The organism is Nocardia sp. NPDC051832 (assembly GCF_040681285.1).
Taxonomy (GTDB): Bacteria; Actinomycetota; Actinomycetes; order Mycobacteriales; family Mycobacteriaceae; genus Nocardia.
In genome coordinates, this window is record NZ_JBFAYL010000002.1 from 1,052,949 (window position 1) to 1,068,833 (window position 15,885).

General features: G+C 68.6%; 12 protein-coding genes. 9 read left to right on the forward strand and 3 right to left on the reverse strand.

All coding sequences use genetic code 11. The features are described 5' to 3' along the window. The first annotated feature begins 86 nt into the window (after positions 1-86). From AB0M14_RS14790 to AB0M14_RS14815, 6 genes are all read left to right on the forward strand, one after another. A complete protein-coding gene (locus AB0M14_RS14790; RefSeq protein WP_364994161.1) occupies positions 87-5,819 on the forward strand; it encodes a TIR domain-containing protein in 5,733 nt (1,910 codons plus the stop codon). 47 nt (positions 5,820-5,866) lie between these two features. Further along, positions 5,867-6,403, forward strand: coding sequence for a DUF4334 domain-containing protein (locus tag AB0M14_RS14795; protein WP_364994164.1), 537 nt, complete (start codon positions 5,867-5,869; stop codon positions 6,401-6,403). Positions 6,404-6,517: 114 nt separating this feature from the next. Continuing rightward, entirely contained in the window at positions 6,518-7,765 is a 1,248-nt protein-coding gene (locus AB0M14_RS14800) for an FAD-dependent oxidoreductase (protein ID WP_364994167.1), read from the forward strand. Between the two features lie 47 nt (positions 7,766-7,812). After that, positions 7,813-8,442, forward strand: coding sequence for an alpha-ketoglutarate-dependent dioxygenase AlkB (locus AB0M14_RS14805; protein ID WP_364994170.1), 630 nt, complete (start codon positions 7,813-7,815; stop codon positions 8,440-8,442). Between the two features lie 66 nt (positions 8,443-8,508). Then, positions 8,509-8,958, forward strand: a complete 450-nt coding sequence (locus tag AB0M14_RS14810; RefSeq protein ID WP_364994173.1) for an SgcJ/EcaC family oxidoreductase — start codon at positions 8,509-8,511, stop codon at positions 8,956-8,958. 72 nt (positions 8,959-9,030) lie between these two features. Next, entirely contained in the window at positions 9,031-9,900 is an 870-nt protein-coding gene (locus AB0M14_RS14815; RefSeq protein ID WP_364994176.1) for an aldo/keto reductase, read from the forward strand. Positions 9,901-9,945: 45 nt separating this feature from the next. Here AB0M14_RS14815 and AB0M14_RS14820 read toward each other — a convergent pair whose 3' ends face one another. Further along, on the reverse strand, positions 9,946-10,782 hold the full coding sequence (locus AB0M14_RS14820) for a hypothetical protein (protein WP_364994179.1): 837 nt from the start codon (positions 10,780-10,782) through the stop codon (positions 9,946-9,948). Between the two features lie 156 nt (positions 10,783-10,938). Here AB0M14_RS14820 and AB0M14_RS14825 point away from each other — a divergent pair, with 156 nt between their 5' ends. Both AB0M14_RS14825 and AB0M14_RS14830 read left to right on the forward strand, forming a co-directional pair. Further along, positions 10,939-11,652, forward strand: coding sequence for an HD domain-containing protein (locus tag AB0M14_RS14825; protein ID WP_364994182.1), 714 nt, complete (start codon positions 10,939-10,941; stop codon positions 11,650-11,652). 36 nt (positions 11,653-11,688) lie between these two features. Further along, complete coding sequence (locus AB0M14_RS14830) at positions 11,689-12,114, forward strand: nitroreductase family deazaflavin-dependent oxidoreductase (RefSeq protein WP_364994184.1); 426 nt, start codon at positions 11,689-11,691, stop codon at positions 12,112-12,114. Here AB0M14_RS14830 and AB0M14_RS14835 read toward each other — a convergent pair. Further along, positions 12,101-13,882, reverse strand: coding sequence for an ABC transporter ATP-binding protein (locus AB0M14_RS14835; protein ID WP_364994187.1), 1,782 nt, complete (start codon positions 13,880-13,882; stop codon positions 12,101-12,103). The genes AB0M14_RS14830 and AB0M14_RS14835 overlap by 14 nt on opposite strands. Positions 13,883-14,067: 185 nt before the next feature. Further along, positions 14,068-14,643 carry a helix-turn-helix domain-containing protein gene (locus AB0M14_RS14840; protein ID WP_364994190.1) on the reverse strand — a complete coding sequence of 192 codons (576 nt, stop codon included), beginning with the start codon at positions 14,641-14,643 and terminating at the stop codon, positions 14,068-14,070. A 104-nt stretch (positions 14,644-14,747) separates the two neighbouring features. Here AB0M14_RS14840 and AB0M14_RS14845 point away from each other — a divergent pair, with 104 nt between their 5' ends. After that, complete coding sequence (locus tag AB0M14_RS14845; protein ID WP_364994193.1) at positions 14,748-15,719, forward strand: zinc-binding dehydrogenase; 972 nt, start codon at positions 14,748-14,750, stop codon at positions 15,717-15,719. The last annotated feature ends 166 nt before the right edge of the window (positions 15,720-15,885 follow it).

Below are 15,885 nucleotides of genomic sequence, written 5' to 3' on the forward strand. Positions count from 1 at the left end.
TCGTTCCCGGTGGTTCGCGGACCCGCTGGTGCACCGCTGATTCCGGTGTCTCCCAAGATGATCAAGCAGGCGGGCATACTAGGAGGGTGACGCAACCCGGCGCCCAGCCCCGTGATTTCTTCATCAGCTACTCTCCGGCAGACGAACGGTGGGCCACCTGGCTGGCCTGGCAACTGGAATCCGCGGGCTTCAAGACCCTGATCCAGGCGTGGGATTTCGTGCCCGGCACCAACTTCATCGACTTCATGGACCGCGGTGTGCGGGAGTCGGCGGTGGTGGTGGCGGTGCTGTCGGAGAACTACCTGAACTCCAAGGGCGGCACCCAGGAATGGCAGGCCACCTACCGCACGGAACCGGGCAAGTTGCTGCCGATCCGGATCGCCGAGTGTGAGCTGACGGGCTTGTTGGCCACCATCACCTATGTGGATCTGGTCGGCATGGCCAGCGCCGAGGTGGCACGGCGGACCGTGCTGGACCGAGTGGGGCATCTGCTCGCGGGACGAGCCAAGCCCGGGCTCGCGCCGGCTTTCCCGCTCGACGCCGTGCTGGAACATCGCGCGGAGGACGAGCCCGAGAACGTCGAAAGGCCCTGGCACCGGCGGACTCCCGTCGCGGCGCCGGAGTTCCCGGGTGCGCCCACCGCGCTCGGCGACCGGCACGAGGGCGTGTCGGTGCTGCATGTGGCCGGTCCGCGCTTCGGCCGCGGTCTGCTCGGTCGCGACGACCCCGCCACCGCAGGCGATCTGCAAGCCCACATCTGGGCCAACGTCACCCAGCTGGTGGATCAGGGCGTGCCCAAGCCGGATCTGATCGTGGTCACCGGTGACCTGACCGAGTCCGCCCGCCCCAGCCAGGTCGACGAGGCGCTGCGGTTCCTGACGGGCCTGCGGGTGCTGCTCGGCCTGGAACCGAGCCGGGTCGTCGTGGTGCCGGGTAACCACGATGTCTCCAAGGCCGCCTGCCAAGCGTATTTCCTGGACCAGGAGGCCAACGAGCGCCGCACGCAGCCGCCGTATTTCCCTAAGCTGAAACAGTTCTCACGGTTGTTCGGCGACCTGTATCAGGGGCTGGACCATCTGGTCTTCGACATCGGCCAGCCCTGGACGCTGTTCCCGATTCCGGAACTGCGGGTGGTGGTCGCCGGATTGAACTCGACGATGGCGATGAGTCATCGGCCGGGCGACGACTACGGCGAGATCGGTACCTCGCAGGCGGCGTGGTTCGCCCAGCAGTTGCGGGAATTCGAGCGGCTCGGCTGGTTGCGGTTGGGCGTACTGCGGCACGATCCGCTGCCGGGTCCCGCTGCCGCACCGGAGGATCCGACCGTACTGCGTGACGCCGACGCGCTCTCCCGCCTGCTGGGCGGGCGGCTGAATCTGCTGCTGCACGGCCCCGGTCCCGGCGGGCGGCATCTGGACCGGCTGGGCGGTGTGCTCCCGGTGCTGCCCGCCGCCGCGCCCGGCCGCGACGAGATCGTGCACATCACCCTGGACGGGCTGGCCCGCTACAGCAGCACCGAAGCGAAACCCGGTGAACCCTGGGCGAAGCTGACCCAGACCTGGGTGCACGCCGCCGCCGCGCTGCCGCCGGAGCAGCTGCTGGCACTGCCCGAGGCCGAGGACCTGGAGCTCGAGCAGTCCGAGGCCGCCGATCCGGAGATCGTGGACCCGCACAGCCGGCTGCTGGAACGCGTCGCCGAGGTCTGCGAGACCCGCTTCCCGGGCGCGAAAATCCGCCGGGTGCAGGCGGATCCGCCGCATCTGCTGATCGTCCACAAGGACGGGGAGGTGGTCGGCGTGCGACGGGTGGGCGTGCACGTCGGGGACATGACTCGGCAAGTGGTCGAGGAATTCCTGGCCCAGGACCCGGAATACGGTTCCGACCTGGTCTATCGTGGTGCGCCGCCGCCACTTTCGCTGCGCGAGGAAGCCGCCAGCCACGGCGTGTGGCTGCGCAGCTTCACCGATTTCCAGGGCCTGCTGGACCTGGACCACTATCTGGCCGGTCAGCTGGCGCGGCTGCGCACCGACCGCCGATACCCGCCGGATCTGTATGTGCCGCAACGGTTCCGGATGCTCGAGCACGGCGACGAGCAGGCGCACGAGGATCTGGTGGGCGAGCTGCTGCGGGTGGTGTCGGCCGACCACGGCCGATTCGTGTTGCTGCTGGGCGATTTCGGACGCGGCAAGACCTTCGCGCTGCGCGAACTGGCCCGCCGCATCACCGAAACCCGGCCGGCGCTCATCCCGATCCTGATCGAGCTGCGCGGCCTGGACAAGTCGCACACGGTGGACGGGCTGGTCGCGGCGCACCTGGCCAATCACGGCGAGGGCCGCATCGATCTGGACGCGCTGCACTACATGCTGCGCGAGGGCCGGGTGGTGCTGCTGTTCGACGGTTTCGACGAACTCGCCACCCGCATCAGCTACGAATTCGCCGCCCAGCACCTGGAAACGCTGCTGCAAGCCGCGGCCGGCAAGGCGAAGATCATCGTGGCCAGCCGCACTCAGCATTTCGAGTCCCGCGCCCAGGTGCTCTCCGCGCTGGGCGAGCGGGTCGGCATGCTGCAAGACCGGCACATCCTGAGCATCGAACCCTTCGGCCACGAGCAGATTCGGGCGTTCCTGGTGAACCGCTACGGCGGTGACCTGGCGCGCGCCGACGACCGGATGCGGCGCATCACCGGCATCCAGGACCTGCTGGGTCTGGCCCGCAACCCGCGCATGCTCAGCTTCATCGCCGACCTGGAGGACACCCGCCTGCGGTCCGCGGCGGACACCAAGGGCGCCGTCGGACCGGCCGGGCTGTATCGCGAAATCCTGGAGGCCTGGCTGGAATTCGAGGCCCGGCGCACCGGTTCGGTCGCGGGTTCGCAGCCGGGGCTCACGGTCCGCGAATTGTGGCTCGCGGTCACCGCTTTCGCGCTGCGCTGCTGGGAATCCGGTGAGCAGTATCTGAGCATGGCCGAATTGACCACCGTGGCACACGATCTGGTGGAGATCACCGGGTCCAACCGGATGACTCCGGAGCAGCAGGTGCACGCCATCGGCGCCGGCAGCCTGCTGGTGCGCACCGAGGAGAACCTGTTCGGGTTCATTCACTCCTCGGTGACCGAATGGCTGGTGGCCAACCACATCGCCGGGCAGTTCGCGGCCGGGACGGCGGCGCCGCCGCAGCTGGCCGCCCGCCCGCTGTCCCAGCTGACCGTCGACTTCCTCGGCGATCTGGCCGATCATCGGGCCGCGGGCGCCTGGTCGGAGGCGGTGCTCGCGGACCCCGAGGCCGGAGAGCACGCCCGCCGCAACGCCTTACGGGTGAGTACCCGGCTGGCCACCGCGCCCTCGGCGGACTTGCGCGGTGCGATGCTGGCGGGTGCGGACCTGTCCTATCGCCAGCTGCGCGGCGTCGATCTGAGCGAGGCGAATCTGAGCGGGGCCCGGCTCGTCGGCACGAATCTGGCGGGCGCCGTACTGCGGAACGCGCGGCTGGCCGGCGCCCGGCTCGACGACGCGATCCTGACCGGCGCGGACCTCAGCGGCGCCGACCTGACCCGGGCGCGGCTGGCCCGCACCGACCTCACCGGTGTGCGCGCTACCGGTACCCGCTGGCATCGCGCCGCCCTGCTGGAAGTGACCGGTACACCGGTGGATTCGGAGCTGCGCGGCGCGGCGACGGTGCCGGGCGCGACGGTGCACACCGAGTTCGCGCCCGCCGCGATCGGCGTGCGGCACGGTTTCCACGCCCGGCACGGGCGCTTGCCGCAGCCGGTGGCCTACAGTCCCGACGGCAGCACCCTGGCGATCGGCAGCGAGGACGGCGGTCTGCTGATCTACGACACCGAGACCGGGCGACCGCTGCGGACCTTGCAGACCCACCGGGCGCGCACCTTCGCGGTGGGCTACACCGACCGGGTGCTGATCACCGGTTCGGGCGACGGCACGGTCGGCATCTGGGACGCCGGCACCGGGGAACTGCGCCGCATCCTGTCCGGCCACGACAACTGGCCGTGGCCGGTGGTGCTGAGCAAGCGCGGCGACGTGCTCGCCACCGGCGACGCCGCGGGCGTGCTGCGGCTGTGGTCGCTGCCCAGCGGTGCGCTGCTGCACGAATGCCGGCCGACCGGCGGCAACGACCTCATCTACAGCATGGACTTCCACGACGGGTTGCTCGCCGCCTCCTACCGTGACGGCGCGGTGCGGTTGTGGGATGTCGAAACCGGTACGGAGGAGGGCGCATTCACCGCGACCTCCGGATCGGTGTACCGCATCGTCTTCAGCCCCGATGGAAACCTGCTGGCGACCGGCGCGGCCGACGGCACGGTGTCGCTCTGGGATCCGGACACCTGCCTGCGGGTGCGCGACCTGACCGGTCACACCGGCCGGGTCTACACCCTCGGCTTCCATCCGAGCCTCCCGATCCTGGCGAGCGGGGATACCGAAGGCGGACTGCGCCTGTGGGACATCGAGACCGGCGACGCTCGATACACCTCGGCCGAGCATGCCGGGTCGGCCATCTACTGGCTGAGTTTCGATCCGGCGGGCGAGCAGGTCGCCTCCGGGGACAGTGCGGGCCGAATCTTCCTGCACGACAGCGTGACCGGGCAGCTGCGGCACCGGCTCACCGCGCACACCGGCTCGATCTGGCCGTTCGCCTTCCGTGCCGACGGCCGCCAGCTCGCCGTGACCGACGACCAATTCACCACGCGGCTCTGGGATCCCGAGACCGGGGCCTGCCGGCACGTGCTGTCCGGCCACGGAAGACAAGTCACCACCGTGCGTTTCAACTCCGACGGCACCCTGCTCGCCGCTTGCGGCAACGACGGCGTGGTCCGGTTCTGGGATCCGGTCACCGGCCGGCTGACCCGCCGGCTGCTCGGCAGCGAGGACCGGCTGTTCTCCTACGAGGCGGCCAGGTTCAGCTCGGTGGACCCGAACCAGATCGCGATCGCCCGCAACGACGGCCGGCTGAGCCTCTACAACCTGGCCACCGAATCCTACGAGCGGCACATCACCGGTGAGTCCCCGCCGATCTGGGCCACCGCCTACGACCCCTCCGGTGAATTCGTCGCCACTGCCAACGACGACGACACCGTCACGCTGTGGATTCGCACCACCGGCGCGGTGCACCAGCACTGCGTCGAACATCGTGGCCGGGTCCGGTCCATCGCGTTCAACGCCGACGGCACGCTGATGGCCACCGGCTGCGACGACAAAGTGGTCCGGCTGTGGGACGTGCGGACCGGGCGTTTCCTGCGTGCGCTGCGCGGCCACGAGGACCGGGTGTACGCGGTGGCGTTCCACGGTAACCGGCTCGCCAGCGTTTCCTGGGACACCACGGTGCGGATCTGGGATGTGGACAGCGGCGACTGTCTGCACGAATTGACCAGGCACACTGCGCGTTTGTGGGCCGCCGCGATCGACCCGAAGACCGGCATCCTGGCCACCGGCGGCGACGACCTGGTGATCCGGTTGTGGGACATGGCCACCGGGCGGCACCTGCACACCCTCGAGGGCCACAAGCGCCAGATCTGGTCGCTGGCTTTCGATCCCGCCGGACGGGTGCTGGCCAGCGGCGGCGACGACGGCAACGTCATCCTGTGGTCGATGGGGGAGCAGGTGACCGACGTGCCGGTCATCCGGGCGTTCCTGCTCGGGCTGCCGGAGAGCTGGGCGGCGGTCGCCCCGGATGGCCGCTACAAGCTCGACGGCAGCCCGGCCGGCCAGTTCTGGCACGTCATCGGCATGTCCCGCTTCGATATCGGCGAGCTCGATCAGTTCCTGCCGGAAGTGCGTCAGCTGCCGCCGGACGAGCCGTTCTGAGAGAACGATAGGATTTCTCTCGCAACGGTGCGAGGAGGAGATTCGGAATGGACCACGGCGCGGAATTGACGGCCCTGCTGACCTCCGGGTGCACACCGGAGCAGGCCTGGGACTTGTTCGACCGGCTACCCGCGGCGCCGGTCGCGGCGATCACCACCGGGCGGTGGCGCGGCGAGGAACTCGACACCGGGCATCCGTGGGCCGGTGTGCTGGTCGAATCCGGCTGGTACGGAAAGCAGTTCGACGACGCGGAAACCGTGCACCCGCTGTTGTTCGCCGACGGCGCGGGCACGGTGTTCGCGGTCGACCCGCGCCGCGTGCCGTTCGGACTGGCCGGGAAGGTGCCGTTGCCCGCGATCCGTGCGTTGCGGAAGACATTGCGCTACACCGCTTTCACGCTGCGCACCGCGAAGCCGGCGGCGCGGCTGCGGAGCATCGAATACCGGGGCGTAATCAGCGCCGCCATGGTGTACGACCACTTGCCGATCATCGACCACTTCCGGCGGGTGGACGCCGGCACCCTGCTCGGGGTGATGGACCTGCGCGGTATGGCCGATCCCTATTTCTTCGTGCTGCGCAGCTGATTCGGCGCGGTCGATAACGGCCTGCTGGGACCGGCGCCGAACTACCATGATACCGCTTGCACATCCGCTTCCGGATGTCCCCGGGGGCGCGTGCGTACCGAGGGAGGTGGCTCGATGGAACGTACGACGTGCCTGGTGGTGGGCGGCGGTCCGGCGGGAATGGTGCTCGGTCTGCTGCTGGCGCGGGGCGGCATCGACGTCACCGTGCTGGAGAAGCACAAGGACTTCCTGCGCGACTTCCGCGGTGACACAGTGCATCCCACGACGCTGGACCTGCTCGACGAGCTGGGGCTCGGCGCCGAATTCGCGAAGCTGCCCGCCCGCCGGATCCACTCGATCCAATTGCCGATCGGGGCGTCGGTGCAGGTGCTCGCCACCCTGGAGCATCTTCCGGGTAAGCACAAGTACATCGCGATGGTTCCGCAGTGGGATCTGCTGGATCTGCTCGCGCGCTCCGCCGAGCAGGAGGCGGGCTTTCACCTGCGAATGAATACCGAAGCGACAGAACTGATCTCGGAAGACGGCCGGGTGGCGGGGGTCTGGTATCAGACGGCAGGCGGTGGCTCCGGTGAGATACGCGCGGACCTCACCGTGGCCTGCGACGGACGGTCCTCGGTCCTGCGCGCGGCCTCGGGACTGCCCACCCGCAGCTGGCCCACGCCGATGGACGTGTGGTGGTTCCGGTTGCCGCGCAACGACACCGATCCCGCGGGCGCCGTCCCGGTCGTCAGCGCCCACCGGGCCGCCGTCCTGCTCGATCGCGGCGACTACTGGCAGGTCGCCACGCTCATCGCCAAAGGCAGTGACGAGGTGGCCCGGCAGGGGCCGGTCGAGGCGATCGTGCGGAGCATGGCCGATGCCGTCCCGTGGCTGCGCGACCGCGTCGACGCGCTGCGCGGCTGGGACGAGGTGAAGCTGCTCGACGTGAAACTCGACCGCCTCGGCAAGTGGTACACCGGCGGCCTGCTCTGCCTCGGCGACGCCGCCCACGCCATGTCCCCCGTCGGCGGCGTCGGCATCAATCTCGCCGTCCAGGACGCGGTCGCGGCCGCTCGCATCCTGGCCGAACCACTCGCCGAACACCGGGTCTCCACTGCCGACCTGGCCCGGGTCCAGCGCCGTCGCAGGCTCCCCACGGCGGTTACCCAGGGGCTGCAACGCTTTCTGCACGCCCGCGCCATCGCGCCCGCGCTGGCGGGCCGCATCGACATCGCGGGCGCCGACGAGGTCCCGCTCCCGGTCCGCGTCTTCCGTCGCATTCCGGTGCTCCGCAGCCTGCCTCCGTATCTCCTGGCGCGCGGCATTCGTCCTGAGCACGCCCCGGTCTTCGCTCGCCGCTATCCCCCGAACGAAACACGCTGACCGGAATCCGCTAGCACGTATGTTCGACCTGGCGTAGATTCGGGGCCATGTCGACACCGTTGCTGCAGGGCTCGCTGCTGGATGGGTTCGGTGCGGTCGAGGTGGGTGAGCTCGGCTCGATCCGCCGCACCGTGCTGGCGCACGGGGCCTGGGTGGATGTGCTGCCGGGGTGGATGAGCGGCGCGGATGTGCTGTTCGAGCGGCTGGCTGAGGCGGTGCCGTGGCAGGCCGAACGGCGGCCGATGTACGACCGGGTCGTGGATGTGCCGCGGTTGCTGCGGTTCTACGGCGAGGGCGAGGAGCTGCCGGATCCGGTGCTGGACGTGGCGCGTTCCGCGTTGAGTGCGCATTACCGGGCCGAGCTCGGGGAGCCGTTCCGGACCGCCGGGATGTGCTACTACCGGGACGGGCGCGACAGTGTGGCCTGGCACGGGGATACCTCCGGGCGCGGCGCCACGCACGACACCATGGTCGCGATCGTGTCCGTCGGCGCGCCGCGGGCGTTGCTGCTGCGACCGCGCGGCGGCGGCGCGGCGATCCGCTATCAGGTCGGTCACGGGGATCTGCTGGTGATGGGCGGATCGTGTCAGCGCACCTGGGAGCACGCGGTGCCGAAGACGCGGAAACCCGCCGGGCCGCGCATCAGCATTCAGTTCCGCACGCGTGGGGTGCGGTAGCTGTGACGGAGCAGACTCCGCCGCCGCATTGACCTGAACATTGGTTCAGGTATAAAGCTGTTGCCCATGAGCGCAACGACTTTCGAAGCCCCCACCGTCAACGACACCACGGTCGACCACACCGCCGACATCGCGGCGATCGAGCAGATCGTCCGGGATACCGAGACCGCCTACAACACCAACGACGCGGAACTGCTGACCAGTCCGTTCACCGCGAACGCGGCCGTGGTCAACGCCGTCGGGGTGCTGATGACCGGTCGCGACACCCTGCTCGCGGCCAATCGCGCCGGTCTGGCCGGGTTCCTGAAGAACCAGTACGCGCGCTACGACGTCACCGACATCACCTTCCTGCGGCCGGACGTCGCCATTGCGCACAAGGTCGCGCGCGCCACGACTGCCGAAGGTGAACTGATCGACCAGGACCCCGCGATGATCGCGCTGTACGTGCTGGTCAAGGAGAACGGCAAGTGGTGGACCGCCGCGCGCCAGAACACCTTGGTGCCGCAGGCAGGCTGAGCGCGCCGGGAATACCCCGCCACCACCCCGAGTTCCCTCTCCTCGTTGGCTCGATCGTGAGGAGTGGTGCAGATGGGTACGTCGTTCTTGCTCGGAGGCGAGCTGAAGGTGAACCGGATCGGTTACGGCGCAATGCGATTGGCAGCCGCGCCGGAACCGGGGTTCGAAGCGGGCATGGGGCACATCTGGCGGGCGCCGGTGGATCGCGAGGCAGCGAAGGCCGTCCTGCGCGCGGCCGTCGAATCCGGGGTGAATCTGATCGACACCGCGGATTCGTACGCGCTCGGCGAGAACGAAGAACTGGTCGCGGAGGCGCTGCACCCGTACCTGGACGACGTCGTGATCGCCACCAAGATCGGCGTGGCCCGGCCCTCACCGACCGAATGGGTGCCGGTCGGGCACCCGGCGTACCTGCGACAACAGGCCGAATTGAGTTTGCGGCGACTGAAACTGGACCGGATCGATCTGCTGCAACTGCATCGCATCGATCCGTCCGTGCCGCTGGCCGACCAGATCGGTGCGCTGCACCAGCTGCGCGAGGAGGGCAAGGTGCGCCACATCGGACTCTCCGAGGTCACGGTGGATCAGCTGCGCGCGGCCGAGCAGATCACCCCGATCGCCAGCGTGCAGAACATGTACAACCTCGCGGAACGGGGCCACGAAGCCGTCCTGGCGTACGCCGCCGACCACGACATCGCGTTCATTCCGTTCTTCCCCGTCGCCGGTGGTGACCACGCGGGCCCGGGTAGTCCGGTCGCCGAGGTAGCCGAGGAGATCGGGGCGACGCCCGCGCAGACCGCGCTGGCCTGGCTGCTGCGCAAATCGCCCACCGTGCTGCCGATTCCGGGCACCACCTCGCCGGCGCACCTGGCGGAGAACATCGCCGCCGGTGACGTGCGGCTGTCGGACGACCAGTTCGAGCGGTTGTCTGCGATCGGGTGAACCCGATACCGATTGTGTGATGCGCTTTGGGTGGGCAGGTCGCGATCAGTCTGTAGCCGTGCGCTTTTCGTCGCCGGTGGGGTAGCGCCGGCGACGAACGGTCGCGCCGTGCGACCAGATCCGCGATTCGATCCCCAGGGCCGAACGCGCGCCGGTGCGGGCGAGCACCTCGGTGCGGGCCTGGCGGGCGATGTTCACTTTGCGCCGATACTGGCGGAAGATCTGCACCTCGCCGTCGACCTCTTCGTCCAGGTAGAGGTAGTCCATGTCGTAGTGAGCGTAGGTGCCCAGCGTCGCGAGAGTGATTGCCCAGTCCTGCATTTGGGCGGCCGTCCCGTATATCGCGAGCATGCCGCCCACCCGCTCGATCCGGACCCACCCGGTCGGCGGGGACCAGCGGTGGGGATGGGCCTGCGGTTCCGACCGCCAGGCGTTCGCCTCCGCCACCGCCGGTCCGAGGCCGAAGGTCTGGAACCGCACCGTGCCCTGCGATTTGTCCCGCAGCGGCAGCCGCCGACGCAGCGCGGTGGCCGCGGCCTGGGTGAACACGGTGCGCTCGGCGGGCACCAGCACGATGGGGTCCGACGGCGCCGCGTCGAACGGATTCGGGTCCAGGTGCGCCGGATCGATCACCACCAAGGTGCCGGGCCGCCGCTGATACGACAGCCCCCACAGCAGCCGGGCCAGCGCCCGGGATCCGCGCCAATCCGACAGCACGTGCCAGGTCTGGTGAAAACGGTTGGTGGCGAAGCGGAAATCGCTGCCGGGGCGCAGTGTGAGCACGGTGTAGACGCGGCCGTCCAGCACCATGGTGCGGCGGTGCAATTTCAGCATGTCGTGGGTGGCCGAGGCTGGGCGCGGCCGTTTGTTCTGCGCGGCCACTCGATACCTCCGGTTCCTGCCTCGCGTGGATTCCAGGACACCACGGGCGGATCTCGCCCGGCAACGGGTTTTCCTGGCACACCGTGCCCGAGAACACAGGGGGAGCAGTGCGAATATGCTGCGCGCGGACGGTGGTGTCCCAGATAGATTGGGCGTATGAGCAATCCTGGGGCGGGGGTCTTGGCCGTGATGCCGCTGCACACGATCAGCGAGGTCTACGGGGAGTCCGGGCTGCGTGAACGATTACTGTTGGAGATCGCCGAGCATCCCGATGTCGAGCGGCTGACCGCGGCCTTGGAGCTGGCCTCGGAACTGCACGTCGCCGATCGATACGGCCGCGAGCCGTACATCAATCATCTACTGCGCGTGGCGATCCGGATCATCAGTCACTACGAGGTCCAGGAATCCGACGTGGTGGTGGCGGGCCTGCTGCACGATTCCGTCGAAGACCATCCCCGGGAACTGGCGGGCGAGCGCGCGGGCGAACCGACCGCCGCCGCGCTCGGCGAACTGGCCCGGCGCTTCGGGCTCCGGGTCGCCGATATCGTTGCCGCCGTGACGAATCCGGCGCCCGACCCGCGCCGGGACCGGCACCAGCAATATCGCGAGCATGTCGCCGCGAATCTCGATCGCGCGCCCTGGGCGCGGGTGGTGAAGCTCTCCGATTTCACCGACAACGGCGTCGGCATCCTCTATTCCACCGGCCCGCACATGCGCAAACTCGCGAGCAAATATCGCCCGCTCACCGACGTGTACCGGGATCTGGTCACGCGCGCCGACACGCCGCTGGCCGAGCACGTCAAACAGCACATCCTCGACCAGCTCGACCGCGCCGACGAGCGCTTCGAGGCGATCCTCGCGCGCGACTGACCAGCGCCTGACGCCGGCCCGGCATAAGCTCGTTCTATGGCGATCAAGAACACCGTCGAACGGCTCTTCGTGGGTCTCAACGCATTCCTGTACCGGATCAGCGGCGGCAAAGTGCTCGGCAAGATCCAGGGCGCGCCCGTGCTGTTGCTCGGCACGGTCGGCCGCAAAACCGGCAAGTCCCGTACCTCTCCGGTGCTGTACCTGCGAGACGGCGACCGCTACCTGGTCGTGGGGTCGCACGCGGGCGCCGAGACCAACCCGGCGTGGGTGCACAACCTGCGCGCCGAGCCCGCGGCGGAAATCGAAATCGGGAAGGAAACGATTCCGGTCACGGCGGTCGAGTTGTCCGCCGCCGAAAGCGCACCCCTGTGGCCGCGGCTGGATGCCATGTACGCGGGATATGCCGATTACCGCACCAAGACCGACCGCACCTTTCCGGTCTTCGCGCTCACTCGGCGGTAACGTCCTCGCCCAGGAATCCACCGGACTGATGCCGCCACAGCTTCGCGTACACCCCTTCCGCGTGGAGCAGCTCCGCGTGCGTCCCCTGCTCGACGATGGCGCCGCGATCGAGCACGACCAGTTGATCCATGCTCGCCACCGTGCTCAACCGGTGCGCCACCACCAGTGCGGTGCGACCCGACATGAGTTCCCACAGCGCCTGCTGCACCAGTAACTCACCCTCGGAATCCAGCGCGCTGGTGGCCTCGTCGAGCACCAGGATCGGGGCATCGCGCAGGATGGCGCGGGCCAGCGCGACCCGCTGGCGCTGGCCGCCCGACAGCTTCACCCCGCGCTCGCCGACCAGTGTTTGCAGCCCCTCGGGCAGGGCGTCGGCGAACTCGGTGACATGGGCCGCCTTCGCCGCGTTCTGTACCTCCGCGTCGGTGGCGTCCGGGCGGGCGAAGCGGATGTTCTCGCGCAGGGTGCGGTGGAACATGGCCGGTTCCTGCGGAACATAGGCCAGCATCGCGCGCAGGTCCGCCTGCTTCAGCCGGGAGATATCCTGCCCGCCGATGCGGATCGCGCCGCCCTGGATATCGGTCATGCGCAACAGCAGTTGGGTGATGGTGGTCTTGCCGCCGCCGGAGCGGCCGACCAAGCCCACCCGGGTGCCCGCGGGAACCAGTAGATCCAAGCCGGTGAACAGCGGCGGCGCGCCCGGATAGGTGAAATCTACCTTGTCGAAATGCACTCCGAAATCTTTGGGGTGCAAGGCTTCCGGATCCGGATCTTCCGTGATCGCCGGCGGAATCAGCAACAGTTCGGTGAATTGGGCGGCTTCGGTGACCGAGCTTTCCAGTCGGCGATAGATCTGATTGAACCGGAACATGATTCCGGACGCGTTCCAGAAATAGGTGAACACGACGATGATCACCTCGACACCGGCTCCGTTGTGCACCAGCCGCAACGCCAGCAGCAGCCCGATCACGTTGGTGAGCACGAACAGCGGCGCCACCACGAGATCGATCCGGAGGTTCCCGTAATCCCAGGACCGCAACGCTTTTCGACGCTGCTCGGCCACCCGCCGCCGGTGCTCGGCCGCCTCCTGCCGCTCCGCGGCGAACGCGCGCACGGAATGCATGTTGGACACGCTGTCGGCCACATGGCCCGCTACCCGGGCGATCGCGCCCTCCCGCTCGTCCACCAGTTTCTGCCGCCGCCGCACGAGCGGGGCGATCAGCAGGCCGGTGAGCACGAGCAGTCCGAGCATGGCCAGTACCAGCAGCGGGTCGTACCGCCACAGCACGAACGCCGCGAAGCCGACCGGCACCAGGAACGCGCACACCTCGAACACCAGTGTGTCGACGAACTCCTCGAAACGCGACGCGAAACTCAACGCCCGTTTGGTGAGTGATCCGGCGAAATTATCGTGAAAGAAGGCGGCGTCCTGAACGAGCAACTCGTCCATCGCCGTCACATACAAACTCTCGATTCCGTAGGCGTCGGTGCGATTCAGACAATGAATTCCGAGCCGCCAGCACACCTCCGAACATACGAGCAGTCCAGCGACACCCAGCACGTACGGCAGCACTGCCGCCGCCGTGACCTCGCCGGTGCCGGCAATTCGCCCCACCATGGCCGCCACCACCAGCGGCACCAAATACAACTGACAAATATTTCCCAGGGCCGGCGCCAACATCGCCGGAACCGCGAACTGCGGGCGTCGCCGCAATTCCTTTCCGTAGTAGCGAAGTACCAGCCGTACAGCAGTCCTGCGGGCGGCCATGCGCCTCCTTCTCGAACCGTCTTCGAGCAGCCCCCGCCGATCCCGGGACAGCACTGGGCCGGGACGCATAGAAAGGATGGACTAGCCATGTTGCCCGCCCACCGGCGATCGGGCCAGTGCTTTTCGGCGGGAGTGCGAGAGTGCGGCGAAGCTGTGGCCGCTACTTCCGCCTGGCGGCTTGTGTATCAGGGTGCGCGGACGACGGATTCGACCAATTCGCGGACAGCGATCAAGAGGCGATCGGCGGCTCCGGCGCGGACCAGGTGCGGCACCAGCTCGCCGCCCAAGGGTGCGAGCAGCAATGCGCCGACGGTTTCGGCGTCCAGGTCCGGGCGAGCTTCGCCGAGCAGCGCGGTGATGTGGGTGGCCCAGAACCCGTGGAACTCCGCGCGCTGGGGATGGGGCGGCACGGCGTGGTAAGCGACGACGAGCTCGACATTGTCGATGACAAGCCGGGTCATCGCGTCGAAGTAGGCGAGCAGGCGCGCATCCGCGGGCGCGCCGGGACCGAGTGGCGGTGGACCGCTGGTGATCGCCTCCATCAGGTTGCGCGCGGGTTCGGCGACCAGCTCGTGCAGCAGTCCCGCACGGCTGCCGAAGCGGTGAAAGATGGTGCCTTTCCCGACACCCGCCGCAGCCGCGACCCGGTCCATGGTGACGCCTTCGGCGCCGTGCTCGGCGAGCAGGGCCTTGGTGGCGTCGAGAATCGCGCGCCGGTTGCGTGCGGCATCGGCGCGTTCCCTGGGTTGCCCGTCGGACATCGCACTTCCTTCAACAGCCTAGAGCCACAAAAGCATTGACAAGTTGACCGGCGGTCCATAACGTCGAAGTTAATTGGACCGCTAGTCAACTTATGGAGTTGTCGATGAAGGCAATCGTAATGACGGGTGTCGGTGGACCCGAAGTGCTGGTCACCCGAGAGGTGCCCGAGCCGCGACCGGGAGCGGGCGATCTGGTGATCCGGGCCGAGGCTATCCCGGTGTTGTTCCCGGAGACGAAGCTGTGCTCAGGCGAGTACCCGCTGCCGGTCGAGCCACCGGTGCCGTTCGGATTTCAAGCGGTCGGCACTGTCACCGAAGTCGGCGCGGACGTCGACACCGCCCTGATCGGTCAGCGAGTCGCGGTGGACACCATGGGTTTCGGTGCCTACGCCGAATATGTCTGCGCCCCAGCCACTTCCGCGGTCCCGATACCGGACGCACTGTCCGCGCCGGACGCCGCTGCTGTCCTGATGAGCGGCTCGGTAGCCCTGACCTTGCTCGAAACCGCCCGCCTGACCGGCGTGGAAACAGTCCTGATCGAAGCCGCCGCAACGGGCGTCGGCGCCGCCCTGACCCAACTCGCCAAGCGCAACGGCGCGGCCCGCGTCATCGCCACCGCCGGCGGTCCGGCCAAACTCGCTCAGGCCCGCAAACTCGGCGCCGACGAGACCATCGATCACACGGACCCGTCCTGGCCCGCCCAACTCGCCGAATCCCGCACCGGCGCAACCGTGGACGTCGTCTTCGACTCGATCGGCGGCCCCACCGCCACAGCGCTCCTGGACGCCGTCACCCCGCTACAAGGCCGCATCCTCAGCTATGGATTCCTCTCCGGCGCCCCCGCCCAAATCTCCGCCGCCGACCTCATCCCCCGAGGCATCACCCTCACCGGCTGCTCCGGGCCGCACTGGCTGGCCCGCGTCGCCAACTCCCGCCCCGCGGCCCTCGCCCAAGCCGCCACCGGAACCCTGATCCCCCAAATAGCTTCGATCCTCCCCTTGGACCAAGCCGCCACCGCCCACCAACTCCTGGACTCCCGCACCCCCCTCGGCGCGATAATCCTCACCCCCTCCTGAACCAACGAGCTGACGGGGGAGGGCAGGCCGCGGGTGGGTTGGCACCCGCGGCTGCTGGACTACCGGATCAGAAGATGCCGGGGTCGGGGTTGTAGCCGAAGAAACCGAAGAACAGTGCCAAGAAGTCCATTTCATCCCATCCTGCGTGTGAACGACGCGCAATGTT